The organism is Microbacterium sp. NPDC057659, assembly GCF_042799915.1.
Lineage (GTDB): Bacteria > Actinomycetota > Actinomycetes > Actinomycetales > Microbacteriaceae > Microbacterium.
In genome coordinates this window covers 238217-265055 of sequence record NZ_JBHVHU010000001.1, presented here as the reverse complement: position 1 = coordinate 265055, position 26839 = coordinate 238217, and the positions used below count along the sequence as shown (strand labels likewise).

Genomic DNA, 26839 nt, shown 5'->3' with positions numbered 1-26839 from the left:
GGCGGGCGGGCCTCGTCCGCACCATACGATGACCGATATGGACACGACCCCGGCACTCGCGACGATCTCCACGGGCAGGCTGCAGGGCGAGGGCCGGGACGGGATCCGCCGTTTCCTCGGCATCCCCTACGCCGCGGCGCCGTTCGGACCGAACAGGTTCCGGGAACCGCAGCCGGTCGCCCCGTGGGACGACGTCCGTGCAGCGACCGCCTTCGGCCCCACCGCACCGCAGCTGCCCTACGGCGGGGCGATCGGCGAGCTCCTCGGCCACGTGATCATCGAGGGCGAGGACATTCTCACCGCGAACGTCTGGACGCCCGAGCACTCCTCCGGGGCACCGGTCGTGCTCTGGATGCACGGCGGCGCGCTCGAGCGCGGTGCGGCCGCGCTGCCCGGCTACGACGGCGCGGCGTTCGCCCGCGACGGGATCGTGTTCGTGTCGGTGAACTACCGGCTCGGTGCGGAGGGCTTCTCCGTCCTCGATGGCGTACCCCGCAACCTCGGTCTGCGCGATGCCGCTGCTGCCCTGCAGTGGACGCATCGCGAGATCTCGGCGTTCGGCGGAGATCCTGAGCGCATCACCGTGATGGGCGAGTCCGCCGGCGGCGCCCTCGTCGCCGCGCTGCTGAGCAGGGACGACACGCGCGCGCTGATCTCCAGGGCGATCATCCAGTCCGGACCGCTCGATGCGCAGACGCCGGAGAAGGGCGGTCGGGTGACAGCGCAGATCGCGAAGCTGCTCGGAACCGCCCCTGACCGGGACGCTTTCGCCGCACTGTCGCCCGAGACGCTGCTCGATGCCCGCTCCCGCCAGTCGGCGGGAGCATCCCCGCTCGGCGGTGCTCCCGGCTATCAGCTGGTGCTCGACGAGGAAACGCTCCCCTGCTCGCCGCGGGAGGTGCTGGGCGGCGTGAACACACCGCTCATCATCGGCACGAACACCGATGAGTACCGGCTCTGGTTCACGCCGGACGCACTGGACCGCATCAGCACGCTGAAGCTCCTCGTCGCGCGCCTCGCGCTGCGCATCCCCGGACGCGCGGTGCGCACGTTCCGCGCGGACGAGCCGGAGGCAACGACCGGTGAGATCTTCGGCCGGATCGCGACCGACCTGCTGCTGCGCGCACCGGCGTCTCGGGTGGCCGCCGCGCGCACTGCACCGACCCACGTCTACGAGTTCGGCTGGCACAGCCCCGTGCGCGAGCTGCGCGCCGCGCACGCGGTCGAGCTGCCGTTCATGTTCGGTACGACCGAGGACCCGTCCTGGACCTCGCTGATCGGCGGCGCGCCGCCCGCGTCGCTGGCCGCCGAGATGCACGGGGCCTGGACGGCCTTCATTCGCGATGGCGATCCCGGATGGGCGGCGTACGGCTCCGAACGTCTGACGCGCCTGTTCGATGAGGAATCGCGCACCGTTCCGCAGCGGCGCACCCGCGGGATGGATCTGCTGCCCTGATGCGGGGCGCGCTCAGTCGGTCAGGGCGCGCACGACGGCGTCGGCGAGCAGGCGGCCCTGCAGCGTGAGCCGCAGGCGCTTCTCACGCAGAGCGGATGCTCCGTCGACGAGCCCGTCCGCGATCAGGCCGGCCACGACGTCCCTGTTGTCGATCGGCAGATCGTCGAGCGGGATGCCGTCGGCGAGCCTGCTGCGCAGCAGCACGCGCTCGAGCATCCGGGCGTCCTCGTCGGGCCGCTCCCGGCCCGCGGCCGGCGACTCTCCGGCCGCGAGGCGCTGTGCGTAGGCGGCTGGGTGCTTCACGTTCCACCAGCGCAGCCCTGCGACGTGGCTGTGCGCGCCGGGGCCGAAGCCCCACCAGTCCGAGCCGAGCCAGTACGCGAGGTTGTGCCGGGAACGCTGCTCTGCGCGACGCGCCCAGTTGCTCACCTCGTACCAGCCGAAACCGGCCGCCCCCAGCCGGGCATCGGCCAGCTCGTACATGTCCGCCTGCAGATCGTCGTCGGGCGCCGGGACCTCGCCGCGGCGGATCTGCCGAGCGAGCTTGGTGCCGTCCTCGATGATCAGCGCGTAGGCGGAGATGTGATCGGGGTCGAGCGCGAGCGCCGCATCGAGGGAGGCCTCCCAGTCGCCGAGCGACTCCCCCGGCGCACCGTAGATCAGGTCCACGCTCACAGCGAGCCCCGCCTCGCGGGCGGCCTCCACCGCGGTTCGCACGTTCTCCGGGCGGTGCGTTCGGTCCAGGGCGGCGAGCACATGCGGCACCGCCGACTGCATCCCGATCGACAGGCGCGTCACACCGGCTTCCGCCAGTCGTGCCGCGACCTCGGGTGTCACTGTGTCGGGGTTCGCCTCGACGGTGACCTCGGCTCCCGCCTCCAGGCCGAAGGCGGAGATCGTGGTGTCCAGCATCCTGGCCAGGTCGCCGGCAGGCAGCAGCGTCGGCGTGCCGCCGCCGAAGAACACGCTGTGCAGCGGGCGGATGCCTCCGGCTTCGCCGAGGACTTCGCGCGCGAGCGCGACCTCGGCGTTCAGCGTGTCGGCGTACTCGTCCTGACGCGCGCCGCGGAGCTCGGTCGCCGTGTACGTGTTGAAGTCGCAGTAGCCGCATCGCACCCGGCAGAACGGCACGTGCAGATACGCCGAGAACGGGGTCGCCGAGTCGACGCGGATGTCGTCGGGCAGCCGTCCGTCGGCGGGGGCGGGATCTCCGAGCGGAAGCGGTCCCGCCATCAGAGCGGGGTCGCGTACAGCGGAGAGATCGCGCGCAGGTAGCGGGCGAACAGCTCGCGGCGGCGGCGCTTCACCAGTCCGCGGAACAATCGGTACGACATCCGGGTCGGGGCGTCGAATGCGCGCACCGTGAACCAGACCTCGTCGTTGTCCTCGCGCCAGTCCACGTCGAAGGCCTCTTCGCCGCTGACGACGGAGCCGCCGACGGTGCCGAGCACGAAGCCGATCCTGCGGGGCTCCTCGGTGACCGAGATCACGCGCAGCTCGGCATCGGCCTTCAGGCCCTTGACCCTGCCGTGCACCTTGAGGGTCATGCCGGGGCCGACGTACGGCGTTCCCTCGGCGTCGTAGCGCTGCTCCTGTTCGCGGCGGCTGGGCGCGATGGCGTTGCCCTCGTTGTCGAAGCTCACGCCGGCGTAGGTGGGGCCGGCGGAGGGACGGACGTCCTCGAGCTCGAGGCCCGCTGCGCGCTGCGCGGTCCAGGACAGCAGAGCGTCGCCGGCGGTGCGGAAGCGGTCCTCACCGCTGCCGATCCGCCACGACTCCTCAGCCGGCAGACTGTGCTCCGGCGGATACTGCATGAGGTCGGGGGCGTGCGACGCCCCGACCGCGGCGTAATCCACCGTGCCTTCTCGGAATGTCCCGCGACGCATGTTTTCCAGCCTACGGGACGCCGACCTGAGCGACTGCTCCATGCCGGTCCCTGACACGCGAAAGCGGGGCCGGTGGAATGAACCACCGGCCCCGCCTCACAGGGATGAGAAGTGCTTACTTCTCCCAGCCCACGTTCTCGACGGGCTGCACGCCGAAGAGGTCGAGGCCCACGTAGGGCTCCGGGGTCAGGTTGGCCAGACCCTTCTTCGCGGTCGTGATCGACGGACCGTTGTAGATGCCGATGATGCCCCAGCGCTCGACGATCTCGGGCTCGAGGTCCATCGCGGCCTCGGTCTGCTTGACCGGGTCGCTGATCGACTCCACCTGGTCGTGGATCTTCTGATCGAGCTCCTTGTCACCGACACCCGAGAGGTTCAGGCCGGAGTCCGAGCAGTACAGCTGGCAGTACCAGGCCGCACCGAACGGGTCGGAGGCGGTGAAGCGCAGGCTCATGACGTCCCAGTTCTTCGAGGTGAAGTCCTCGGAGAACTTGCTGGAGGGGCGGGTGTCGACGTTCAGCTTGATGCCGACTGCCTTCTCCTGCGCCTGCAGCGACTGGGCGAGGGCCTTCTGCGTCGGGTCGTCGCTGAAGATCGGGTACGTGACCTCGAGCTTCTGGCCGTCCTTCTCACGGATGCCGTCGGAGCCTTCCTTCCAGCCGGCGTCGTCGAGCATCTTCTTGGCGCCCTCGACGTCGAACTTCAGGCCGGCGGCCTTCTGCGAGTCCTTGTAGCCGGGCTGGAACGAGTACAGCGTCAGCGAGCCGGCCGGCTCCTCGGTGTAGTTCAGGCCGTTCCAGGCGATCTTCTTCTGCTGGTCGATGTCGATCGCGTTGAAGAACGCGTGGCGGACCTCGACGTCCTTGAACTGCGGCTTGGTCGAGTCGAGGATGATCACCGTGTTGGCCGTCTGCTGGGCCTTGTAGGTGACGACGTCCTTCATGCCCTTGACCTGCTCGAGGCGGTCCTTGGTGGCGGTGCCGACGGTGTCGATCTGGCCGTTCTTGAAGGCGTTGATCGAGGCCTGAGCGTCCATGCCCGTGAAGGTGACCTTGTCGAGCAGCGGCTTGTCGCCCCACCACTCCTTGTTCGGCTTGAAGGACACGTAGTCCTTGTTCGGGTCGAACTCGTCGACGGTGTAGGGACCGGCGCCCCACTCCGGGTGCAGGTTGTCGATGTAGCCCTCGTTGAACACCTTGGGGTCAGCGGCGTGCGGGTTGATCACACCGGTGAGGAACGGCATCTGCGGCCAGGCGAACTCGCCCTTGAAGGTGACGATCGCGGTCTTGTCGGTGTCACCCTTGGTGACCGACTCGATCTCCTTGTAGCCGTCGGTGGCGTTCGGGTTGAAGCCCTCCTCGGTCGAGCGGTTGGCCTTCCAGGTCGCGTCGATGGCGGTCCAGTCCATCTCGGTGCCGTCGTTCCAGTGCGCTTCCTTGGTGAAGGTGAAGGTCAGCACGGTCTTGCCGTCCTTGACCTCGTTCTTCCAGACGTCGAGGTAGTTGTCGTTCTTGTACGGCGTGCCGTCCGGCTTCATCAGCAGGATCTGCGGCGTGTACCACGCGGCGAGGCGGGCGGTGTCGGCGCTGCCGTCGCTGTTGAACGCGTTCAGCTGAGCGGGGATCTCGTTGATGGGGAAGTTGACCGTGCCGCCCTCCTTGAGGTTCTCACGGGGCTGCGGGTTGTAGTCAGCGGCGTCGACTCCGGCAGCCTCGCCGTTGTCCTTGTTGTCGCCACTGCCGCTGTTGCCGGCAGCGCACCCGCTGAGAGCGAGTGCGAAAGCGCCGGTGATTGCCAGCGCTCCCATCAGCTTGTACTGCTTCATGGTGCTCCTTTCGCCTTTCGGCGTGTCATAAGGGGAACGATAGTCAGCATCGTCTGCCAAAACAGGCGCCGGAGAGTGAATCCCGGCTAACTGTTATCGGACGGTGATCGACCGTGATCTTTTGGTTATCTGAAGGGTCAGACCGTCGCCGGGCGGGTGGTCATCGTCACCGGATCGAACACGACACGCTGGCGCGTGCGCTCGATGTCCGGGTCCGGAACCGGGATCGCCGACAGCAGCGCCTGGGTGTAAGGGTGCTGCGGGTTGTCGAACACGTCGTCGACGTCGCCGTGCTCGACGAACTCGCCCAGGTACATCACCGCCACGCGGTCGGCGATGTGCCTGACCACGGAGAGGTCGTGCGCGACGAACAGGTACGACAGTCCGAGCTTGACCTTCAGCTCGTCGAGCAGGTTGATGACACCGGCCTGGATCGACACGTCCAGCGCCGACACCGGCTCGTCGAGCACGACGATCTTCGGGTTGGTCGACAGTGCGCGGGCGATGCCGATGCGCTGCCGCTGACCGCCCGAGAACGCTCCGGGGAACCGGTCCCGGTGCGCCGGGTTCAGACCCACCAGGTCCATCAGCTCCTCGACGCGGTGCATCGCGTCCTTCTTCGAGGTGCCGATCGCGTAGAGCGGTTCGGCGATGATGTCGGTGACCGTCATGCGGGGATCGAGTGCACCCATCGGGTCCTGGAACACGATCTGGATGTCGCGGCGCAACGCACGCTCCTGCGCACCGTGCTTGATGTCGTTGACGTTCGTGCCGGCGATGATCAGATCGCCGTCATCCTGCTTGGCGAAGTCCATGATCTGCAGCAGCGTGGTGGTCTTGCCGCTGCCGGACTCACCCACGATCGCCATGCACTCGCCTTCGCGGACGTCGAAGCTGAGGCCCTTGACCGCATGCACCTCGCCGACCTTGCGCTTGAAGAGTGCGCCCTTCAGCAGCGGGAACGTCTTGTTCATGTTCCGCACCTCGAGCGTCACCGGGCGCTCCTCGCGCGGCATGCGCGTGAGGTCGCTCTCGGGCACCTCCGGGACCGGGTAGACCGGCAGTCCGCCGATGAGTCCGTCGGCGTCGATCTCATCCGCGCGGATGCAGGCGACGTCGTGGAACTCGCCGGAGCCCGTGTCGACCGGTACGAGGTCGGGCTCACGCGTGCGGCAGGCCGCCACGGCGATGGGGCAGCGGTTCACGAACGGGCAGGCGTCCGGCAGGTCGATCAGCAGCGGCGGGTTGCCCTTGATCGGGACCAGCGGCTCCTTCTCGACCTTGTCGACGCGCGGGATGGCTCCGAGCAGACCGATCGAGTACGGCATCCGGGTGCGGTGGAACAGCTCCCGCGCCTCGGCGTGCTCGACGGGCTTGCCCGCGTACATCACGATGACGTCGTCCGCGGTGCGCGCGACCACGCCCATGTCATGCGTGATCATGATCACAGCGGCGCCGGTCTCGTCCTGCGCCTTCTCGATCAGGTCGAGGATCTGCGCCTGGATCGTCACGTCGAGCGCCGTGGTGGGCTCGTCGCAGATGATCAGCTTCGGGTTGTTCGCCATCGCGATCGCGATGACGATGCGCTGCCGCATGCCGCCCGAGAACTCGTGCGGGAAGGCCTTCATGCGCTTCTCGGGGCTCGTGATGCCGACCAGGGTCATCAGCTCGATCGCCCGCTTCTCGGCGTCCTCGCGAGACAGGCTGCGGTGCACCGTGAGGGCCTCGATCAGCTGGTCACCGATCGTGAACACCGGGGTGAGCGAGGTGAGCGGGTCCTGGAAGACCATCGCCATGCCGTTGCCGCGGATGACGGACATCTGCTTGTCGGACTTGCCGAGAAGCTCCTGCCCGTCGAAGACGATCGAGCCGGTGACCCTGGCGTTGTCGTCGAGCAGGCCCATGATCGCGAGCGAGGTGACCGACTTGCCGGAGCCCGACTCGCCCACGATGCCGAGAGTCTTGCCCGCCTCGAGGTCGAACGAGACGCCGCGCACGGCGTCGACTCGGCCCGCCTCCGAGGCGAAGCTGACCTTGAGATCTCGGACGGAAAGGACGGTGCTGGATGCTGCAGTGCTCATGCGCGGCCTCCTGCCGCCGAGGTGGGATCGAGGGCGTCGCGCAGGCCGTCGGCGATCAGCGCCATCGACACGGTCAGCAGAGTCAGGGCGAGGGCCGGGAAGTAGAACAGCCACGGAGCGCTGGTGATCGTGCCGCTGCCCTCGCCGATCAGCGAACCGAGCGAGACGTCGGGGATCTTCACGCCGAAGCCGATGAACGACAGGCCGGTCTCGGTCGAGACGGCGGCCACGATGCCGAGGGTGAAGTTGATCACCAGCAGCGAGCCGATGTTCGGGATGAGGTGCCGCACGACGGTGCGCATGCCTCGCACGCCCATGTAGCGCGCCGCCTGCACGTACTCGCGCTCGCGGAGCGAGAGCGCCATCGTCCAGATGATGCGGGCCGGGAAGAACCAGCCGACGAAGATCATGACCAGCGAGATCACTCGCCAGTCGCCACCGGCATCGTTCGACACGATCGACAGCAGCAGGAAGGTCGGGACGACCATCATGAAGTGGATGATCAGCAGCAGGATGCGCTCGGTCTTGCCCCCGAAGTAGGCGGCGGCCGTTCCGACCACGGCGGAGAGCACGGTGGTTCCGATCGACACCGTGAGCGCGATCATCAGCGAGCGCTGCAGGCCCACCGCGGTCTGCGTGTAGGTGTCGTTGCCGGAGGCGTTCGTGCCGAACCAGTGGTCCGCCGACGGGCCGGTGCTGAGGTTCAGGAAGTCCATGTCCGTGGCGGACCAGGGCGAGAACAGCGGCCCGAGCACGGCGAACAGGACCAGCAGGATGAAGACGATGATGCCGCCGACGGCGGGCTTGTTGCGCATGAAGCGGCGCGTGTACAGCGCCAGTTTCGAAAGGGACTTGCCCGGCGTCCGCTCGGCGGTCGTGTCCGGTCCGACGGGCGGCTGGACCGCGGGGTCGATCATTTCAGTGCTCATCAGCTCACCCTCACTCGCGGGTCGAGAACGACGACGGCGATGTCGGCGAGGATGGCGCCGATCGCGGTCAGGACGGCGCCGAAGGCCGCCACGGCGACGACGCCGTTGATGTCGTTGTTGTTGATCGTCTCGAGGAAGTAGCGCCCCATGCCCTGCCAGGCGAAGATCGACTCGGTCAGGACCGCACCGGTGAAGATCGTCGGGATGGTGAACGCGACCTGGGTGGCGACCGGGATCAGCGACGTCCGCAGCGCGTGCTTGCGGATCGCCTGCTGCTTGGTGAGGCCCTTGGCGCGAGCGGTCCGGACGTAGTCGGCCTTGATGTTGTCCAGCAGCAGCGAGCGCTGCAGGAAGTGGTACTGGGCGTAGCCGATGACGACCAGGGCGATGGTCGGCAGCGTCACGTGCTGCAGCGCATCGATGATCGTCGGGAAGAACCCTGTCACCCCTGGACTCGAGGATCCGGTGACGTAGAAGACGGTGGTGCCCACCCAGTCGTTGAAGTTGATCGCGAGCAGCACGACTCCCAGGCCCGCCACGATGATGTTGATGTTCATCGTGAGGATCGACGTGGCCTGTCCGATCCGGTCCCCCAGCTTGTACTGACGCGAAGCCGTGTACACACCGAGCCAGATGCCGAGTGCGGCCATGATGATGGTCGCACCGAGCACGAGCTCCGCACTGACCCACATGCGGTAGGCGACCTGCTCGTTGACCGACTGGCCCGTCGGGCTCACTCCCCAGTTCCAGTGGAACAGGATGTCGGTGAACCAGGTCCACCAGCGCTGCACGAGGGGGACGGTGTCGCTGAGATTGCGAGGGATGAGCTGGTTGTCGATCTGCTCCGGGGTGAGCGGGGGCCGACGGCCGACGTAGTTGCTGCGGGGGTCGAGGAAGCCCCACGCCAGGAAGTACGTCACATTGGCCGCGACCGCGATCATGAGCAGCCAGCCGAGGGCCCGGCGCACGAGATACTTGATCAAGGTTGGTGATTCTTTCTCTTTACAGGCGCGCACGGGATCGCCGACGCTGCGCTGGGTCGGATAGCTACAAGCATCACCCGACGAACGCCCGCCGCGCAAACGCGACGTACGTGCTGTTACGGAGTCGTGCCCGGGGTGGAACCCGGTATCACCGGGAGGGAGTGGGCAACTTCGCGAGACTATCACCGACTCACCGGAATCGAGCATCCGCTCCCCCGCCACGTAGAATCGAGCGGACATGTCACCACGCGCCCTCACCCCGCATCAGCCGGCCTCGACGCCGCCTGCGCAGATTCGCAACTTCTGCATCATCGCCCACATCGACCACGGCAAGTCGACCCTTGCCGACCGGATGCTGCAGATCACCGGCGTCGTCGCCGAGCGCGACATGCGCGCGCAGTACCTCGACCGCATGGACATCGAGCGCGAGCGCGGCATCACGATCAAGAGCCAGGCGGTCCGCATGCCCTGGGGCCAGGGGTCCGAGACCTATGCCCTGAACATGATCGACACCCCCGGTCACGTGGACTTCACCTATGAGGTGTCGCGGTCTCTCGCCGCCTGCGAGGGCGCGATCCTGCTGGTCGACGCTGCACAGGGCATCGAGGCGCAGACGCTCGCCAACCTCTACCTGGCGCTCGAGAACGACCTCACGATCATCCCGGTGCTGAACAAGATCGATCTGCCGGCCGCCGAGCCGGAGAAGTACGCCAAGGAGCTCGCCGACCTCATCGGCGGCAGCCCCGACGACGTGCTGCGCGTCTCGGGCAAGACCGGCGCCGGCGTCGAGGACCTGCTCGACCGCATCGTGGAGCGGATCCCCGCACCGGTCGGTCAGGCCGACGCTCCCGCCCGCGCGATGATCTTCGACTCGGTCTACGACGCCTACCGCGGTGTCGTGACCTACGTGCGCATGGTCGACGGCTCGCTGCAGCCGCGGGAGCGCATCCAGATGATGTCGACCGGCGCCAACCACGAGCTGCTCGAGATCGGCGTGTCCAGCCCCGAGCCGATCCCGTCCAAGGGACTCGGCGTCGGCGAGGTGGGCTACCTGATCACGGGCGTGAAGGACGTTCGTCAGTCGAAGGTCGGCGACACCGTGACCACGGCGCGCAAGCCGGCGACAGATGCTCTCGCCGGCTACACCGACCCCAAGCCGATGGTGTTCTCGGGCATTTATCCGATCGACGGCAGCGATTACGCCGAGCTCCGGGAGGCGCTGGACAAGCTGAAGCTGTCCGATGCGTCGCTGCAGTACGAGCCGGAGACCTCTGTCGCGCTGGGCTTCGGCTTCCGCTGCGGCTTCCTCGGCCTGCTGCACCTCGAGATCATCACGGAGCGCCTGGCCCGCGAGTTCGGGCTCGACCTCATCACGACCGCCCCGAGCGTGATCTACGAGGTTCTCACCAGCGACACCGGCGAGACCGTCACCGTCACCAACCCGAGCGAGTACCCGGACGGCCGCATCGGTGCGGTCACGGAGCCGATGGTGAAGGCGGCGATCCTGCTGCCCAAGGATTACGTCGGCACCGTGATGGAGCTGTGCCAGTCCCGTCGCGGCTCGCTGCTGGGCATGGAGTACTTCTCCGAGGAGCGCGTCGAGCTGCGCTACAACATGCCTCTCGGCGAGATCGTCTTCGACTTCTTCGACCAGCTGAAGTCGCGGACCCAGGGCTACGCCTCTCTGGACTACGAGCCCAACGGCTCGCAGGAGGCCGACCTGGTGAAGGTCGACATCCTGCTGCAGGGCGAGAAGGTCGACGCGTTCAGCTCGATCGTGCACCGTGACAAGGCCTACGCCTACGGCACCATGATGACCGAGCGGCTGCGCAAGCTCATCCCCCGCCAGCAGTTCGAGGTGCCGATCCAGGCAGCGATCGGCGCACGCATCATCGCACGCGAGAACATCCGCGCGATCCGCAAGGACGTGCTCGCCAAGTGCTACGGCGGCGACATCACCCGCAAGCGCAAGCTGCTCGAGAAGCAGAAGGAGGGCAAGAAGCGCATGAAGATGGTCGGCCGTGTGGAAGTCCCCCAGGAGGCGTTCATAGCCGCGCTGTCGGGTGACGTCGAGGGCAAGGACAAGAAGTAGCGCCATGACCCCGCAGGTCGTCCTCGTGCACGGCATCCGCACGTCGGCGACCATGTGGCGCGCGCAGCTGGCGTACCTCGACGGGCTGGGCGTTCCCGCCGTCGCCGTCGACCTGCCGGGTCACGGCACACGCATGGACGAGGACTTCACGCTGCACGAGGCGCTGTCCACGATCGATCGCGCCGTACGTGAGGCCGCGACCCGCGGTCCCGTGCTGCTGGTCGGGCATTCCATGGGCGGCCTGCTGTCACTGGCCTACACCGGAGGCGAGGAGAAGCCGCCGGTGAGCGCACTCATCGCGGCTTCCTGCTCAGCGCTCCCGCGCGGCGCCGCGCTGCGGGCCTATCGGTTCCTCGCCGGCGCGATGGACGTCCTGCCCGACCGCGGGAGCTGGATCTCGGAGCGCGTGCTCGACGCGACCATGCCGCCCGAGACGCGCGCGGACTTCGGGGCGGGCGGCTTCGCACTCGACGCGCAGGACATCGCGCTGAAAAGCCTCGCCGGCCTCGATCTGGCCGCCGCCGTCGCGCGGATCCGGATCCCGCTGTGGCTGGTGAACGGTCAGTTCGACCAGCTGCGCATGCACGAAACGCTGTTCCGTCGGCTGGCGCCTCAGGCCGAGCTGATCGTCGTCCCCCTCACCACGCACCTGGTCACCGCGATGCGGCCCCGGGTGTTCAACGCCGTGCTGGGAGTGGCTCTGGCGACGATCGAACACGACGCACCATCAGCGTCATGACCGCTCCGGCGAGCGAGAGCACCGCCGCCGCCGCGAACAGCAGCCAGAAGCCGCCGACCAGGGCGACGAGCCCGGCGCCGATCAGCGGTCCGAGCAGCTGACCGAGGTTCGCCGACACGTTCACGACGCCGAGGTCGCGGGCGTGATCCTCGGGATCGCCCAGCAGATCGGTGCTGAAGGCCAGGCTGACCGCCATGTACGCGCCGTAGCCTGCACCCATGATCGCCGCGGCCACGGCTGTCATCGCGAAGGTCGGGCTGAAGAGGATCACCAGCCCTGACACCGCCTGCACGATCGCGGCGATGACGCTGAGGGTGCGGCGGTTGCCCGTGCGGTCCGAGATCATGCCGGCCACGATCGACGCGATCACGACGAACACCGTGTAGATCACGATGAGGATCAGCAGGTTGTCCTCGGCCTCGACCTTCGAGAATCCGATGCCGTAGAGCAGGAAGAAGAGCAGCAGCGAGGTGCCCAGCGCGTTGCCGATGTTCACGACGAGTCTGCTGGCGAGCAGCCAGCGGAAGTCGGGGTCGCGCAGCGACGAGGGCCGCGCCTGGGTGCTGACCGGCAGCACGTGGGCGGGCCCGGGGTCGGGCAGCAGGACGGCCGTGCCGACGCCGATCACGGCGATGAAGCCGGCGAGCATCAGGTAGGACGCCGTGATGCCCAGACCCAGCAGCACCACCGCACCGACGCCCACGACGATGCCGGCGGCCTGCGCGGAGCTGGCGGCAGCGGATGCAGAGCCCCTCTGCTCGGTGAGCTGGTCGGCGATCATCGCGGTGAGGGCGGCGGATGCCGCGGCGAGGCCGACCGACACCACCACCCAGGCCGCACCGATCAGCCACGGTCCCTGCGCGTAGCCGGTCGCGATCAGCCCGACCGCCGCGAGCAGCGAGCCCCCGATCGCCCAGGGACGCCGCCGGCCCCATCGGGAGCGCGTGCGGTCGGAGAGCCGGCCGGCCAGCGGCGCGGCGACCACGCCGGCCAGGCCGCCGACCGAGAGCACGATGCCGGACCAGACCACCCCGACCACCCAGTGCCCCTCGGCGTTGCTCGCGTCGAGCTGATCGGGCAGCAGGAGCTGAAGCGGAGTGAGCTGCACCGTCCAGATCGCCAGCCAGGCGAGGGTGAACAGCGAGAGCCATCCGGCTCCGACCCTGCGCGTCGAGGATGTGCTCACTGCTGTGCTCCTGTTTCTGCTCCGACCCGCGTGATGAGGTCGCGGTACCAGCCGTAGGAGGCCTTCGGCGTGCGCACCGAGCTCTCGTGGTCGACGTGCACGAGCCCGAAGCGCTGCGTGAAGCCGTCCGCCCACTCGAAGTTGTCGAGCAGGCTCCAGACGGTGTACTCCTCGACCGGGACGCCCTGAGCGATCGCGTCGGCGACGGCGCGGACGTGCCCGTCGAGATAGGCGATGCGTTCGGCGTCGTCGAGTTCCGTGCCGGCGCGGTCCGGCTCGGGGAACGAAGCGCCGTTCTCACCGATGATGACGGGCGGCAGCGCGTCCCCGTAGCGCTCCTTCGCATCGACGAGGAACGCCGTCAGCGCCTGCGGGACGATCGGCCAGAGATCGCCGAAGCCGGTCGTCGCCGCGCCGGGCGTCGGCACCTGCTCGAACGGGATCGGCGCCTCCAGCGGAGCCTGGCGGATGGTCGTCGGGTTGTAGTAGTTCACGCCGTAGAACTCGCACGGCGCCTGGATGATCCCGAGGTCGCCGTCGCGGATCGGCAGGTCCACCCCCAGCGCCGCGAGGTCCGGATAACTGCCGAGCAGCACCGGCTCGGCGAAGATGCGGTTGTGCAGGATGTCGTAGAGGTAGGCGGCGGTGGCGTCAGCCTCGCCCTCCGGCAGGACGAGCGTGTGGTTGTTCACGATGCCGACCTGTTCGGCGCCGTGCTCGTGCAGGATGCCGGCGGCTGTGCCGTGCGCGAGAAGCTGATGGTGCACGGCGGGCAGCGACTCGAACAGCAGCTGCCGGCCCGGAGCGAGCTCGCCGATCGCGTAGCCCTGCAGCGCGGTGGAGACGGGCTCGTTGATCGTGTACCAGTGCTTCACCCGGTCGCCCAGCGACTCCGCCACGGTCTGGGCGTAGTCGGCGAAGTGCGCCACCGTGTCGCGACTCAGCCAGCCGCCGTCGGATTCGAGCTCGCTGGGGAGATCCCAGTGATAGAGCGTGGGGAACGGGGTGATCCCGGCATCCAGGAGCGAATCGACGAGGCGGTCGTAGTACGCCAGGCCCGCCTGGTTCGCGCCGCCCGAGCCACCGGGGTGCACTCGCGTCCACGAGATCGAGAAGCGGTACCTGTCCACACCCAGCCCGGCGAGCAGCGCGACATCCTCCGCGAAGCGGTGATAGCTGTCGGGCCCCGGCTCTGCGGTGGAGCCGTCGCGTACCCGCCCCGGCGTCTCGACGAAGTCGTCCCAGATGGAGCGGCCCCGCCCGTCGGCGCCGCGGGCGCCTTCGATCTGGAACGCGGCGGTCGCGGCTGACCAGCGGAAGCCCGCGGGGAGCACCGGTGGGGTGGGTTCGGGTCTCATGCGTCTCCTCGACGTCGATGTCGGCGGTATCCCGGTATTCTGCACCCAGTACCGCACCTGCTGCGACCGAGTACCCACTGCGCGTGTCGACACCGCCTCGCCGGACTCCCTCGTTTCGCGCGGAACGCCGCAGTGCTGGTAAGCTTGGTTCTTGGCTTGCGTGTGGGTTCTTCCCTCACGACCGCTGTTCGGAACCCCTCTCCTTCCGGCAGCACTTCCAACACTCCTTCGAAAGAAAGCACCCGCACGTGGCAAACATCAAGTCGCAGATCAAGCGCAACAAGACCAACCTGAAGGCGCAGGAGCGCAACAAGGCCGTCAAGAGCGAGCTGAAGACCTGGGTCCGCAAGACCCGCGAGGCCGTCGTCGCCGGCGACAAGGACGCCGCTGAGGCCGCCCTCGCCACCGCTTCCGTCAAGCTCGACAAGGCCGTCAGCAAGGGCGTCGTGCACAAGAACCAGGCGAAGAACCGCAAGTCGGCCATCGCCAAGCAGGTCGCCGCTCTCTGAGCCGACTTCTGAAGAAGGCCCGCCTCCCCTCGGGGATGGCGGGCCTTCTTCGTCCCCGGGCGTGACGCGCTCAGGAGCAGGCGTCAACGGCCGACGGGCTCACCGAACGGCTCACGGGTCGCGACGACCGCGACCATGCGCTCGAGGGCGAACACCGGGTCGCGCGACGCGCCCTTCACCTCGGCGTCTGCACGCGCGGTGGCCTGGATGGCCATGCCCAGCGAGCGCTCGTTCCAGCCCGCGAGGTCACGGCGGGCTCGATCGATCTGCCAGTCCTTCATCCCGAGGCGCGAGGCCAGCTCACGGCTCGAGCCGCGCAGTCCCGCCACCTTCGCCATGGTGCGCAGCTTCATCGCGAACGCCGCGACCATCGGCACGGGATCCGCGCCGGAGGCGAGCGCGTGCCGCAGCGCGATCAGCGCCTCGCCGTAGCGACCCGAGATGGCGGTGTCGGCGACGACGAAGGCCGAGACCTCGACGCGCCCGCCGTAGTAGCGGGTGACGACGTCGTCGGTGATGTCTCCCTCGACGTCGCCGATCAACTGCTGACAGGCTGCGGCCAGTTCGGTGAGATCGTCGGCGAACGCGGACACCAGCGCGCGCAGCGCGGTCGGGGCGATGCGCTTCCTCGCCGCCTTGAACTCGCCCGCGGCGAAATCGACGCGATCGCCGTCGCGCTTCACCGCGGGGCAGGCGATCTCGATGCCCTCGCCGGTGCCGGCGCGCACAGCGTCGAGCAGCTTCTTGCCTCGTACGGTCGCACCGGTGTGCCTCAGCAGCACCGTCGCGCCCTCCTGCGGGTTCGACAGGTACGACACGGCCTCCTGGATGAACGCGTCGGACGCCTTCTCGACGCCGGCGACCCGCACCAGACGGGGCTCTCCGAACAGAGACGGCGAGGTGAGCGAGAGCAGCGTGCCCGGCGCATAGTCGTCGGCGCGCACGTCGCTGACCTCGAGCGCGGGGTCCTCCGCGCGCAGGTAGTCGCGGATGCCGGCGATCGCGCGCTCGGCGCAGATCTCCTCCGGCCCGGAGACCAGCACGACCGGGGCCGGACGGGGCTCGCGCCAGGACACCTGGGGGATCTTCGACGCCTTCGCCGCTCCCCCACGCGCGGATGTTCGAGGAGCTGCTGCCATGTCCTCCACCCTACCGGCGGCCGGGGACACGACCCCGTCCACTCGCACTCCACAGGCGGCGTCGCCCTGGGACCTGTCCCGGGCCGGGGGTATCAGGTGGATACCGGCATGCGATGCCCGCCTAGCGTTGCGGGGTGCCCACTCCGGATGCCCCCGACCTCGCCCCTGCGGGCAGACGACTGCGGCTGAGCGTCGGGGCGGCGGTCGCGCTCGGACTGATCGTGCTGTCCGCGGCGGTGGGATGGGGCATCCTGCGCGGTCAGGCCTCCCCCGCCGACGTGGTCCCGGTCGAGGAGGATGCACAGGCAGGCGCCACCGCGGGTCTGTACGTGCACGTGCTCGGCGAGGTCGAGAACCCCGGTCTGTACGTGCTGGAGTCCGATGCCCGGCTCGTCGACGCTCTCGCCGCCGCCGGCGGCACGACCGGGGCTGCCGACCTCACCGCGGTGAACCTCGCCCGCCCGCTCAGCGACGGCGAGCAGGTGATCGTGCCGCCGAAGGGCACGGCCACCGCCGGCGATGCGACGCGGCCGGCCGGTGACGGCCTGGTCGATCTGAACAGCGCAGACCAGGCGGCTCTGGAGGGACTCCCGCGGATCGGACCCGCACTCGCGCAGCGCATCATCGCCTGGCGCGACGACAACGGCCGGTTCCGCTCCGTCGATGACCTGCTCGCCGTCCCCGGCATCGGTGAGAAGCTCCTGGCCGGCCTTCGCGATCTGGTCAGGGTGTGAGGTGAAGGACCTCCGCAGTGCCGTTCTCGCGGCCTCCGTCTGGGTGATCGCTCTGCTGACCGTGCTGCTGCCGGGGGCCGCGGTCCCACTCGGCGTGACCGCGCTGCTCGGCGCATGCGGGTGGGCGCTCGGCCCTGGCCGACGTCGGCGCGGTTCGGGTCTGGTGGTGCTCAGCCTGCTCTGCGGTGCCGTCGTGGCGCTCACGTCCGCCGCCGCGCAGCCCGCGCGGGACCGCGCCGCGGAGCTCGGCGGTCGGGCCGTCGAGGTGACGGCGGAGATCACGTCCTCCGCATCCGTCGGCTCGGACGGCCGGCTCTGGCTCGACGCACTCACGATGCGCCTCGGCCCGCCCGGGCATGCCGAACCACTCCCCGTGCCGGTGCGGATCGGCATCGATCCGCAGGACGGCGTGGATCTCGGTGCCGAGCTGACCATCGCGGGGCAGGCCAAGACGACGGATGCCGGTGAGCGTGCCACGCTGGTGGTGTTCACCACGACCGGGGAGGTCAGCCGGCCGGCATCCGGCATCTTCGCGATCGCTGCGCACACCCGCGCCGACCTCATCGACCGGGCCACGACGCTGCCGGAACCGGGCGCCGGACTGCTTCCCGGTCTCGCGGTCGGCGACACCCGCGCGGTCAGCGAGGAGCTCAACGCGGCGATGCTGGCCTCCGGCCTCTCCCACCTCACGGCCGTCAGCGGAGCGAACTGCGCGATCGTCGTCGCCGCCGTGTTCTGGATCGTCGCGCTGTGCGGTGGAGGGCGCCGCACCCGCGTGGTCGTCTCGCTCGCCGCGCTGGGCGCGTTCGTCGTGCTCGTCACCCCCGAGCCCAGCGTGATCCGTGCCGCGGTGATGGCGGCTCTGGCGATGCTCACCGTGCTGCTGGGGAGGCCGAGTGCGGGCATGGCGATGCTCTCGGTCGCAGTCGCCGGCATCCTTCTCACCGACCCCTGGCTGGCGACGTCACCGGGGTTCGCACTGTCAGCCGCCGCGACAGCGGCGCTCCTGCTGCTGGCGCGGCCCCTCGCTCGCGGGATGTCGCGCTGGGTGCCGGAGCCGGTCGCACTCGCGCTCGCCGTGCCCCTGGCCGCTCAACTGGTCTGTGGTCCGATCGTCGCGCTGTTCTCGGAGCAGCAGTCGATCGTCGGCGTGGTCGCCAATCTCATCGCCGAGCCCGCCGCCCCGATCGCCACCGTGATCGGGCTGCTGGCCTGCCTGACCGCCCCTCTGCCGCCGTTGGCCGACCTGCTCGCGGCCACCGCCTGGCTGCCATCGAGCTGGATCGCGACCACGGCGACCGTGAGCGCGGGGCTGCCGGGCGCCGTGCTTCCCGTCGTCGCGGGCCCACTGACGGCCGTGGTCATCGCCCTGGTCAGCGCGGCGATCGCGGTGCTGCTCGCTCGGTCGGGCTCGTCACGGCTGCGAGCCTCCGCAGGCGTGGTGCTCACCGTCGCACTCGCGCTCGGCGGCGCCCGCATCCTGCTGACGGGGCCTCTGGCCACGCTGACGGCGCCGGATGACTGGTCGATCGCGGCCTGCGATGTCGGGCAGGGCGATGCCGTGCTCGTCAGATCGGAAGGACGGGTCGCGCTGATCGACACGGGCCCCGACCCCGGTGCCCTGTCGGACTGCCTCACGCAGCTCGGCGTCGCGCGCATCGACCTGCTCGTGCTCACGCACTACGACCAGGACCACGCCGGCGGGCTCGACGCGGTGCGCGGGCGCACCGGCACGATGCTGCACGGCCCGACCTCGGAGGCGAAGGACGGGCGGATGCTGCGCGACGCAGCATCCGCGGGCGCGAGACTGGTGCCCGCTGCGGCGGGACGCCACGGCGAGCTCGGAGCGGCGTCCTGGCAGGTGCTCTGGCCGCCGCCGGGATCGGCGGCGTTCACCTCCGGAAACGACGCGGGGATCGTCGTGGAGTTCTCCGGCGGCGACGTGCCGCGATCGATCTTCCTCGCCGATCTGTCGGCGACCCCGCAGCGGATGCTGGCCTCCAGCGGCCGGGTGCGCGGGCCCTATGCGGTCGTGAAGGTCGCCCACCACGGAAGCAAGGATCAGGACCCCGGGCTGTATGCGCAGCTGCAGCCGCGCGTCGCGCTGATCAGTGTCGGCGAGGGGAACGACTACGGGCATCCGCGCGACGAGACGCTCGCGTTCCTCGATGCGCTGAACGCCCGCATCCTGCGCACCGATCAGAGCGGGCGCATCCTGCTCGGGATGCGGGAAGGGGGTGTCGCGGTGTGGACCGAGCGCAGTCCCGATCCGATGGCGGCAGGAGGCGGCGGGCCGTGATCCCCAGCGCGCAGGCCGAGGGCGCTCCGTCACGGCAGGACCGCTCCGGAACGCCCTCGAAGGCGAAACGGATGTGATGGCTCCTACTGCGCCGGCGGCATCAGCACGGCGTCGATGAGGTAGACCGTCGCGTTCGCGGTGTGCACGCCGCCGCAGATGACCTTGGCGTCGTTGACCATCAGGTCGTCGCCCGAGCCGGTGACCGTGAGCTCCTGCCCCTCGACGGTCTTGTGGGAGCCGTCGATGCTCGACGGCGGGATCTGACCCGCCACGACGTGGTAGGTGAGGATCTTGGTCAGCGTCGCGTCGTCGGTCTTCAGCGTGTCGATCGTCGCCGCCGGGATCTTGGCGAACGCGTCGTCCACAGGCGCGAAGACCGTGAACTCGGACCCGTTCAGCGTGTCCACGAGATCGACGTCGGGGTTGAGCTTCCCGCTCACCGCGGCGACGAGCGTCGTCAGCAGCGGGTTGTTCGAGGCGGCGACCGCGACCGGGTCCTGCGACATTCCCTGAACGGACCCGGCGCCGTCGGGGACCTGCGAGGCGTACGCCGCGCACCCGGGGCCGACCAGATCCGCCGCCGGATCCGGTGTCATCGGCGACGACGGGGACGCCGAGGGCTTCGAGGCGGGCTCCTTCGCGTCCTGACCCGTGCCTGAGCTCATCGAGCATCCGGAGAGAACGAGCGCGGCACCCAGCATGAGCGGGACCACGGAGTACATCTTCGTGCGGAACATCACTTCCTCCTCGTTTCGGTCCGAGCACCCCTGTGCCCGGCTTCTCACACCTCTTCGACGCGCCCGCCGGATCGGATTGGCACGGAACCGGGACAAACCGCTCAGCGCGCCGCACCGAAGAGACGGTGACGAAGGAGAGCGCATGGAACTGATCATCATCGGATTGCTCGGCGGCCTGATCACAGGGATATCGCCCTGCATCCTTCCGGTCCTGCCGGTGATCTTCCTCACCGGTGGTGCTCAGTCGGCGCGCTTCGGGGACGACGCGATCCCGGCCCCACGTTCCCGCCCGTACATCGTCATCCTGGGGCTGGTGACGAGCTTCACCGTCGTCACGCTGGCGGGCTCGCTGCTCCTGGGCATGCTCAACCTGCCGCAGGACGCTCTCCGGTGGATCGGCATCGCCGTGCTCGCCCTGATCGGCGTCGGCCTGATCTTCCCGCCGGTCGAGCGGATTCTGGAGCGCCCCTTCCAGCGTCTCGCGAGCCGGAAGGAGGTGACCAACAGGGGGAACGGGTACGGGACGGGCCTCGCCCTGGGAACCGTCTTCGTCCCCTGTGCGGGCCCCGTGCTCGCGGCGATCATCGTGGCCGGCTCCACGGGCAAGATCGGTGTGGACACGATCGTCCTGACGGCGTCGTTCGCGGTCGGAGTCTCGATTCCGCTGCTGCTCTTCGCTCTCGCAGGACGCAGTCTGATCGAGCGGATCCGTGCGTTCCGCACGCGGGAACGAGGCCTGCGCATCGCCGCCGGCGTCGCGATGATCGCTCTCGCCGTCGGTCTCGCCTTCAACCTGCCGCAGGCTCTCCAGCGGCTCGTCCCCGACTACACCGCCGGGCTGCAGGACTCCCTGACGGACTCGCCGGCAGCGCGCGAGGCACTCGAGATCGGCGGGCTGGTGAACGACGAGAACAAGGGGCTGTCGAACTGCGAGGCGAACTCCGGGCGCCTCGGGGCCTGTGGTCCAGCACCGTCGCTGAAGGGCATCACGCGCTGGCTGAACACTCCGGACGGAGCAGCAGTCGACCTGACCGGTCAGCGCGGCAGTGTCGTGCTGGTGGATTTCTGGGCGTACTCCTGCATCAACTGCCAGCGGAGCATCCCTCATGTCGTCGCGTGGGACAGGGCGTACCGCGACCTCGGTCTGAAGGTCATCGGGGTGCACTCCCCCGAGTACGCGTTCGAGAAGGACGCCGCCAACGTCGAGGCCGGTACGCGGGCATTCGGCATCACGTACCCCGTAGCCCTCGACGACGACCTCGCCACTTGGACCAACTACCGCAACAGGTACTGGCCGGCCGACTATCTGATCGACGCCCAGGGTGTCGTGCGGCACATCGGCTTCGGCGAAGGCGACTACGCGCGCACCGAGGAGATGATCAGGCAGCTGCTCCTGGATGCCGATCCGGGCATCGAGCTTCCTCCCGCCACGGAGGTGCCGGATCTCACACCGTCCGCCGGATCGACGACGCAGGAGACCTTCCTCGGATTCGCCAAGCAGCGCAACTTCGCCGGCTCGTCCTACCCCGACGGCACTTCCGCGTTCGCGTTCCCGAAGCGGCAGGCCGAGGACACCTTCGCACTGGGCGGGAAATGGACGATCGAGTCCCAGCGCATCGCGCCCGCCTCGAGCACGGCGCGGCTGCGGCTCCGCTACCACGCGAACGTCGTGCAGATGGTCATGAGCGGTGAAGGAGTCGTGATGACGCGTCAGGCCGATGGGACGCAGCGGCAGGTCGAGGTCTCCGGCGTCCCGCGCGCCTATCCCGTCGTCTCCGATGGGAACGGATCCGACGCCGTGCTCGACGTGACCGTCCCCGCCGGGGTCGAGGTCTACTCCTTCACATTCGGCTGATCGGCGACCGCGACGAAGGGAGTAGTGCATGCTTGTGGACATGGTGATCGACGGAATCGACATGCCCGAGGGCGAGCCGGTCCCCGTCGACACCGCCGGCGATCTGATCCGACGTGTCGCGCGCGGCGACCGGAACGCGTTCTCGGAGCTGTACGGGATGCTGTCTCCGCGCGCCTTCGGCCTGATCCTTCGGATCCTGGTGGACCGCGCGCAGAGCGAGGAAGTTCTGCAGGAGGTGTTCCTCGAGGTCTGGCAATCCGCCTCGCGCTTCACTCCGAAGAGAGGGCAGGGACGCTCCTGGCTCCTGACGATCGCACATCGCCGGGCGATCGACCGGGTGCGGGCGGCACAGGCCGGGTCCGACCGGGACCGCAGAGCGGGCCTCAGGGAACTGGCCTCCGTGCCGGCATCGGTCGCCGAACAGGTCGAGCTCAAGGTGGAATCCGAGCGCATCGCCGGCGCACTCGGACGGCTCCCCGACGCGCAGCGCGAGGTGATCACCCTGGCCTACTACGGGGGATACTCGCAGAGCGAGATCGCCGTGCTCACGGGAAGCCCTCTGGGAACGGTGAAGACGAGGATGCGGGACGGCCTGACACGCTTGCGGAAGGAGATGAGGTGACACGATGGACAAGCACGAGTTCGACATCCTCTCGGCGGGCGACGCCCTCGGCGCGCTGAGCGACGACGACCGGCAGGCATACCGTCGTGCGCTCGTGGATCATCCGGACTGGGCCGACGACGCGCGCGAGGATGCCGAGACAGCCGCGTCGCTCGCCGACCTCCCCGGGGAGGTCATGCCGCCGGCTCATGTGCTGGAGGACGTCCTGGCCCGCATCGATGCGACATCCGCCTCGACAGAGCCGGATGCACCTGCGCAGCCGCACCGGTCTGATTCCACGATGGAGCCGATGCCGGGCCGTTCGCCGCGTCGGCGGCGCTGGTTCGCGCTCGCCGCATCCGTCGTTCTGGTGGCGGGCATCGGCATCGGAGCGTCGGTCATCGTCCAGCAGGCGACCCGACCCGCGTACGTGACGGCGCTCGACCGCATCGAGTCCGCTCCGGACGCGCAGCAGGCCACCGCCGATGTCGCCGGCGGTGGCACCGCGACGCTGCACTGGTCGGCATCCGAGGGCCAGGCCGTGATCGTCGCGGACGACCTCCCGTCGCTGAGCGACGATCAGACCTACGAGCTCTGGTACGTGCGCGGTGAGACACCGATCTCCGCGGGGGTCTTCGACGCGACAGGACCGACCACGACGGCCCTGCTCGAGCCGGGTATGAAGCCGGGCGATGTGGTCGCGGTCACCGTCGAGCGCGAGGGCGGCTCCCCGGATGGGAAGCCGACGAGCGAACCGATCGTGGTGATCCCGACGGCCTGAGCCGGCCGAAGGCTCTGGCGGCGCTGCTCGACGATCCGGCCGCCGCCGGGCGCGTCAGTGCCCGGAGTGGATGCTCTGCCCGCCCGACGGCAGATCGCCGGCGCGACCAGGCACATCGGTCGTGGCCAGCGCCGGCGTCAGCACGGCCGCCACGATCACCGTCGCGGCGATCAGTGCGCCGGGGTGCACTGCCTGTCGGGACGACACGGCCGTTCCTGCCCTCCGCCGCGTCGCGAGACCGACCGCGGACAGCGCCAGCAGCAGAGACGCCGCGACGGCCACCGCAGAGCAGCCCGCCGCGAGTGCGGCCGGAGTGACCGCCACGCCGGCCAGGGCTCCGAGCACCGCCGTGCGGGGCGCCCGTGGACGCCCCGCACGGAGACTCGCCATCCCCCAGACGAGTTCCCCCACCCCCAGAGTGAGGAGAGCGGACGTCACGAGGACACCCGCTGCTCCGGAGGTCTCGGCGCCGAGGGAAGCGCCGAGAGCAAGGTGCAGAAGACCGCTGCCCCACGCGAGGATCGCGGGCCAGGTCTGCACCACCGCGCCCATCGGTCAGCTCACGGCCAGGCGCGGAGCCGTCCGATCGGCCGCGAGACCGACAGCCAGCAGCAGCAGGGCGCTGGCGAGGTGCAGGAAGTGATCGAAGGTGTTCAGCGCCAGGATGTTCGCCGCGGTGCCCACCAGGAAGAACCCGGCGATGCCGAGCAGCAGATATGCGGCGCCGACGATCACGTTCGTCGTCTTGGCGGCTTTCACCGACATGAGACCGCTGATCAGCAGGGCCGCGCCGATGAGCAGGTGCGCCACGTTGTGCAGCGGATTGACCATGAAGATGCCCAGCAGCAGTCCTCCCTCGGTGGCGAGAAAGGACACACCGCCGGTCACGGCGAAGCCGAGAAGTCCGACCAGGACGTAGACGGCGCCGAAGACGACGGCGATGAGGCGATTCGGGGACGTGCGCATGACATTCTCCTTCTCCTGCGACGGTTGCCGCTCACAGAGTGTTCGGAACCTTCGCAGGATCGGATGTCGCCGACCGCGGCGCGGAGAATGTCGGAGCCGATCAGCCCTTGACGGCGAAGTTGACGATCTTCGGAGCGCGCACGATCACGCGCACGATCTCCTTGCCCTCGAGGGCGCGCTGCACCTTCTCGTCGGCGCGGGCCGCCGCCTCGAGTTCCGCGTCCGAGATGTCGGCGGGCACGTCCAGCGTGGCGCGCACCTTGCCGTTCACCTGCACGGCGGTGGTGACCGTGTCGTCCACCAGCAACGCGGGCTCGGCATCCGGCCACTGCACGGCACTGACCGACGGCTCGTGACCGAGACGCGCCCACAGCTCCTCGCCGGTGTGCGGCGCGATGGTCTCGATCATCATCGCCACCGTCTCGGCCGCCTCGCGCACGGCGGGGTCGCCGGCACCGGCGCCGGTGTCGATCGTCTTGCGGATACCGTTGACGAGCTCCATCAGGCGCGCGACCAGCACGTTGAACTTCGTCTGCTCGACGAGGCCAGGAGCGTCGGCCAGCAGCCGGTGGGTGATGCGGCGCAGCGCGACGTCACCGGTCGCGGCATCCGCTCCCACCGGGCTGGAGGTCTCGTCGCCCACGCGCAGGACGCGGGCCAGGAACTTGTGCGCGCCCGAGAGCGAGACGCCGTTCCATTCCTTGTCGTCCTCCACCGGGCCTGCGAAGGCCAGCGCCAGGCGCAGCGAATCGGCGCCGTACTGTGCGAGCAGGTCGGAGAGCTCGACCAGGTTGCCCTTGCTCTTCGACATCTTCGAGCCGTCCATCAGCACCATTCCCTGGTTGACCAGGTTGGAGAACGGCTCCTGGAAGTCGATCAGCCCCATGTCGAAGAAGACCTTGGTGATGAAGCGCGAGTAGAGCAGGTGCAGGATCGCGTGCTCGATGCCGCCGAAGTAGCCGTCCACCGGCGCCCAGCGTTTGGCCTCGGCCGGGTCGAAGGCGAACCGGTCGCTGTTCGGCGACAGGAAGCGCAGGAAGTACCACGAGCTGTCCACGAAGGTGTCCATGGTGTCGGGGTCGCGCAGCGCGGGCTCGCCGGATGCCGGATCGATCGTCCGCACCCAGTCGGCCGCCGCACCCAGCGGCGAGCTGCCCTTGGGCTTCAGATCCAGGCCCTCGACGCTCGGCAGCTTCACCGGCAGCCGGTCCTCGGGCACCGGGACGACGGTCTCGTCCTGCAGGTGCAGCATCGGGATCGGGGTGCCCCAGAATCGCTGACGCGAGATCAGCCAGTCGCGCAGGCGGTAGTTCTTGGCAGCGCGGCCGGTGCCGGCCTCGTCCATGCGCTCGATGGTGCGGGCGATCGCCTCGGCCTTGTCGAGGCCGTCCAGCTCGCCCGAGTTCACCAGGCGGCCGTTGCCGACCAGAGCAGTGCCCGTGGCCGCCGGGTCGAGCTCGGCCAGGTCACCGCCCTCGTTCGCGCCGCCGACGACGGTGGTGTCCACGACGATCTTCACCGGCAGGTCGAAGGCGCGTGCGAAGTCCAGGTCGCGCTGATCGTGCGCGGGCACGGCCATGACCGCGCCGTGACCGTAGTCCGCCAGCACGTAGTCGGCGGCCCAGATCGGCAGCCTCTCGCCGTTGACCGGGTTGATCGCGAAGCGCTCCAGGAACACACCGGTCTTCGGCCGGTCGGTGGACTGCCGCTCGATGTCGGATTCCTTCTGCGTCTTCTCCAGGTAGTCCTGGAAGCGCATCCGCACCTCGGCCGAGGAGCCGGCGGCCAGTTCGGCGGCCAGGTCGGCGTCAGGGGCGACGACGAAGAACGTCGCGCCATGCAGGGTGTCGGGGCGCGTCGAGAACACCGTGACGGGCTCGTCGCGACCCTCGATGCGGAAGTCGACGTCGGCGCCGTGCGAGCGGCCGATCCAGTTGCGCTGCATCTGCAGCACCTTGTGCGGCCAGTGCCCCTCGAGGCCGTCCAGGTCGTCCAGCAGGCGGTCGGCGTAATCCGTGATCTTGAAGTACCACTGCGTGAGCTTCTTCTTCACGACCTCGGCGCCGCATCGCTCACAGCGGCCGTCGACGACCTGCTCGTTCGCCAGCACGGTCTGGTCGTTCGGGCACCAGTTCACCGCGCTCTTCTTGCGGTACGCCAGGCCCCGCTCGTACAGCTTCAGGAACAGCCACTGGTTCCAGCGGTAGTACTCCGGGTCGGAGGTGTGCAGCACGCGCGACCAGTCGTACGACATTCCGTAGCCGCGGAAGCCGGCCTTGTGCTGCTCGATGTTCTTGTAGGTCCACTCACGCGGGTCGGCGCCGCGCTTGATCGCCGCGTTCTCGGCCGGCAGACCGAACGAGTCCCAGCCGATCGGGTTCAGCACGTTCTCGCCGCGGTGCCGCCAGTAACGCGCCACGATGTCGGGGTACAGGTAGTTGATGGCGTGACCCATGTGCAGGTCGCCCGACGGGTACGGGAACATCCCGAGGATGTACTTCCGCGGCCGCTCGTCCTCGTCGCCGCCGGCCCGGAACGTGTCGTTCTCGGCCCAGTACCGCTGCCACTTGTCCTGGATGGCGTGCGCGGACAGCGGCTCTGCGGTTTCGGTGGTGTCGGTCGGGTGCTCAGACAAGGGACGGCCAATCTGACGGGATGCGGATTACCTGATGAAAGACGGGAA

22 protein-coding genes are annotated in these 26839 nt (G+C 69.0%); 9 read left to right on the top strand and 13 right to left on the bottom strand.

The window, feature by feature from the left end:
- The first annotated feature begins 37 nt into the window (after positions 1 to 37).
- A complete protein-coding gene (locus ACFVAE_RS01260) occupies positions 38 to 1456 on the top strand; it encodes a carboxylesterase/lipase family protein (RefSeq protein ID WP_378887120.1) in 1419 nt (472 codons plus the stop codon).
- Positions 1457 to 1468: 12 nt separating this feature from the next.
- On the opposite strand, the gene hemW is transcribed toward ACFVAE_RS01260, so the two are convergent.
- The 6 genes from hemW to ACFVAE_RS01230 all read right to left on the bottom strand — a co-directional run bounded on the left by hemW (position 1469) and on the right by ACFVAE_RS01230 (position 9160).
- Positions 1469 to 2689 (bottom strand): radical SAM family heme chaperone HemW, encoded by a 1221-nt coding sequence (gene hemW / locus ACFVAE_RS01255; protein ID WP_378887118.1) that lies wholly within the window; start codon positions 2687 to 2689, stop codon positions 1469 to 1471.
- Positions 2689 to 3342 carry a DUF1990 family protein gene (locus ACFVAE_RS01250; RefSeq protein ID WP_378887116.1) on the bottom strand — a complete coding sequence of 218 codons (654 nt, stop codon included), beginning with the start codon at positions 3340 to 3342 and terminating at the stop codon, positions 2689 to 2691. Before ACFVAE_RS01250 ends, hemW begins: the two co-directional genes overlap by 1 nt.
- Before the next feature lie 115 nt (positions 3343 to 3457).
- Positions 3458 to 5167 carry an ABC transporter family substrate-binding protein gene (locus ACFVAE_RS01245; RefSeq protein ID WP_378887114.1) on the bottom strand — a complete coding sequence of 570 codons (1710 nt, stop codon included), beginning with the start codon at positions 5165 to 5167 and terminating at the stop codon, positions 3458 to 3460.
- Between the two features lie 137 nt (positions 5168 to 5304).
- Complete coding sequence (locus tag ACFVAE_RS01240; protein ID WP_378887112.1) at positions 5305 to 7248, bottom strand: dipeptide ABC transporter ATP-binding protein; 1944 nt, start codon at positions 7246 to 7248, stop codon at positions 5305 to 5307.
- On the bottom strand, positions 7245 to 8177 hold the full coding sequence (locus tag ACFVAE_RS01235; protein WP_378887110.1) for an ABC transporter permease: 933 nt from the start codon (positions 8175 to 8177) through the stop codon (positions 7245 to 7247). Before ACFVAE_RS01235 ends, ACFVAE_RS01240 begins: the two co-directional genes overlap by 4 nt.
- A complete protein-coding gene (locus ACFVAE_RS01230; RefSeq protein ID WP_378887108.1) occupies positions 8177 to 9160 on the bottom strand; it encodes an ABC transporter permease in 984 nt (327 codons plus the stop codon). Before ACFVAE_RS01230 ends, ACFVAE_RS01235 begins: the two co-directional genes overlap by 1 nt.
- Before the next feature lie 238 nt (positions 9161 to 9398).
- On the opposite strand from ACFVAE_RS01230, the gene lepA reads away from it, so the two are divergent.
- Positions 9399 to 11252, top strand: a complete 1854-nt coding sequence (gene lepA / locus ACFVAE_RS01225) for a translation elongation factor 4 (protein ID WP_378887106.1) — start codon at positions 9399 to 9401, stop codon at positions 11250 to 11252.
- A gap of 4 nt (positions 11253 to 11256) precedes the next feature.
- Positions 11257 to 11991: an alpha/beta fold hydrolase gene (locus tag ACFVAE_RS01220; protein WP_378887104.1), complete on the top strand. Its 735-nt coding sequence runs from the start codon at positions 11257 to 11259 to the stop codon at positions 11989 to 11991.
- Here the strand turns inward: ACFVAE_RS01220 and ACFVAE_RS01215 are convergent.
- Positions 11930 to 13177 (bottom strand): MFS transporter, encoded by a 1248-nt coding sequence (locus ACFVAE_RS01215; protein ID WP_378887102.1) that lies wholly within the window; start codon positions 13175 to 13177, stop codon positions 11930 to 11932. The two genes, ACFVAE_RS01220 and ACFVAE_RS01215, sit on opposite strands and share 62 nt — an antisense overlap.
- The gene (locus tag ACFVAE_RS01210) at positions 13174 to 14535 is read right to left on the bottom strand and encodes a GH1 family beta-glucosidase (protein ID WP_378887100.1); all 1362 of its coding nucleotides are present in this window, start codon (positions 14533 to 14535) and stop codon (positions 13174 to 13176) included. The genes ACFVAE_RS01215 and ACFVAE_RS01210 overlap by 4 nt, the downstream gene beginning before the upstream one ends.
- Positions 14536 to 14783: 248 nt before the next feature.
- Between ACFVAE_RS01210 and rpsT the strand changes: the two genes are divergently transcribed.
- Positions 14784 to 15044 carry a 30S ribosomal protein S20 gene (gene rpsT, locus ACFVAE_RS01205; RefSeq protein WP_378858252.1) on the top strand — a complete coding sequence of 87 codons (261 nt, stop codon included), beginning with the start codon at positions 14784 to 14786 and terminating at the stop codon, positions 15042 to 15044.
- A gap of 83 nt (positions 15045 to 15127) precedes the next feature.
- On the opposite strand, the gene holA is transcribed toward rpsT, so the two are convergent.
- Complete coding sequence (gene holA / locus ACFVAE_RS01200) at positions 15128 to 16183, bottom strand: DNA polymerase III subunit delta (protein ID WP_378887098.1); 1056 nt, start codon at positions 16181 to 16183, stop codon at positions 15128 to 15130.
- Positions 16184 to 16317: 134 nt separating this feature from the next.
- Here holA and ACFVAE_RS01195 point away from each other — a divergent pair, with 134 nt between their 5' ends.
- The gene (locus ACFVAE_RS01195; RefSeq protein ID WP_378887097.1) at positions 16318 to 16917 is read left to right on the top strand and encodes a ComEA family DNA-binding protein; all 600 of its coding nucleotides are present in this window, start codon (positions 16318 to 16320) and stop codon (positions 16915 to 16917) included.
- A gap of 1 nt (position 16918) precedes the next feature.
- On the top strand, positions 16919 to 19216 hold the full coding sequence (locus ACFVAE_RS01190; RefSeq protein WP_378887096.1) for a ComEC/Rec2 family competence protein: 2298 nt from the start codon (positions 16919 to 16921) through the stop codon (positions 19214 to 19216).
- Positions 19217 to 19299: 83 nt separating this feature from the next.
- On the opposite strand, the gene ACFVAE_RS01185 is transcribed toward ACFVAE_RS01190, so the two are convergent.
- Complete coding sequence (locus tag ACFVAE_RS01185; RefSeq protein WP_378887094.1) at positions 19300 to 19953, bottom strand: fasciclin domain-containing protein; 654 nt, start codon at positions 19951 to 19953, stop codon at positions 19300 to 19302.
- Positions 19954 to 20095: 142 nt separating this feature from the next.
- Here ACFVAE_RS01185 and ACFVAE_RS01180 point away from each other — a divergent pair, with 142 nt between their 5' ends.
- Genes ACFVAE_RS01180 through ACFVAE_RS01170 form a run of 3 tightly spaced genes read left to right on the top strand, consistent with a single transcriptional unit; the run spans position 20096 to position 23190 of the window.
- The gene (locus ACFVAE_RS01180) at positions 20096 to 21808 is read left to right on the top strand and encodes a cytochrome c biogenesis protein CcdA (RefSeq protein ID WP_378887092.1); all 1713 of its coding nucleotides are present in this window, start codon (positions 20096 to 20098) and stop codon (positions 21806 to 21808) included.
- Between the two features lie 28 nt (positions 21809 to 21836).
- Positions 21837 to 22430, top strand: a complete 594-nt coding sequence (gene sigK / locus ACFVAE_RS01175; protein WP_378887090.1) for an ECF RNA polymerase sigma factor SigK — start codon at positions 21837 to 21839, stop codon at positions 22428 to 22430.
- A gap of 4 nt (positions 22431 to 22434) precedes the next feature.
- Positions 22435 to 23190 (top strand): anti-sigma factor domain-containing protein, encoded by a 756-nt coding sequence (locus ACFVAE_RS01170; protein WP_378887088.1) that lies wholly within the window; start codon positions 22435 to 22437, stop codon positions 23188 to 23190.
- Between the two features lie 54 nt (positions 23191 to 23244).
- On the opposite strand, the gene ACFVAE_RS01165 is transcribed toward ACFVAE_RS01170, so the two are convergent.
- The 3 genes from ACFVAE_RS01165 to leuS form a co-directional block, all read right to left on the bottom strand.
- The gene (locus tag ACFVAE_RS01165; RefSeq protein ID WP_378887086.1) at positions 23245 to 23733 is read right to left on the bottom strand and encodes a hypothetical protein; all 489 of its coding nucleotides are present in this window, start codon (positions 23731 to 23733) and stop codon (positions 23245 to 23247) included.
- Between the two features lie 12 nt (positions 23734 to 23745).
- Positions 23746 to 24156, bottom strand: a complete 411-nt coding sequence (locus tag ACFVAE_RS01160) for a DUF4383 domain-containing protein (protein ID WP_378887084.1) — start codon at positions 24154 to 24156, stop codon at positions 23746 to 23748.
- Positions 24157 to 24256: 100 nt separating this feature from the next.
- The gene (gene leuS / locus ACFVAE_RS01155; protein ID WP_378887083.1) at positions 24257 to 26791 is read right to left on the bottom strand and encodes a leucine--tRNA ligase; all 2535 of its coding nucleotides are present in this window, start codon (positions 26789 to 26791) and stop codon (positions 24257 to 24259) included.
- Positions 26792 to 26839: the final 48 nt, after the last annotated feature.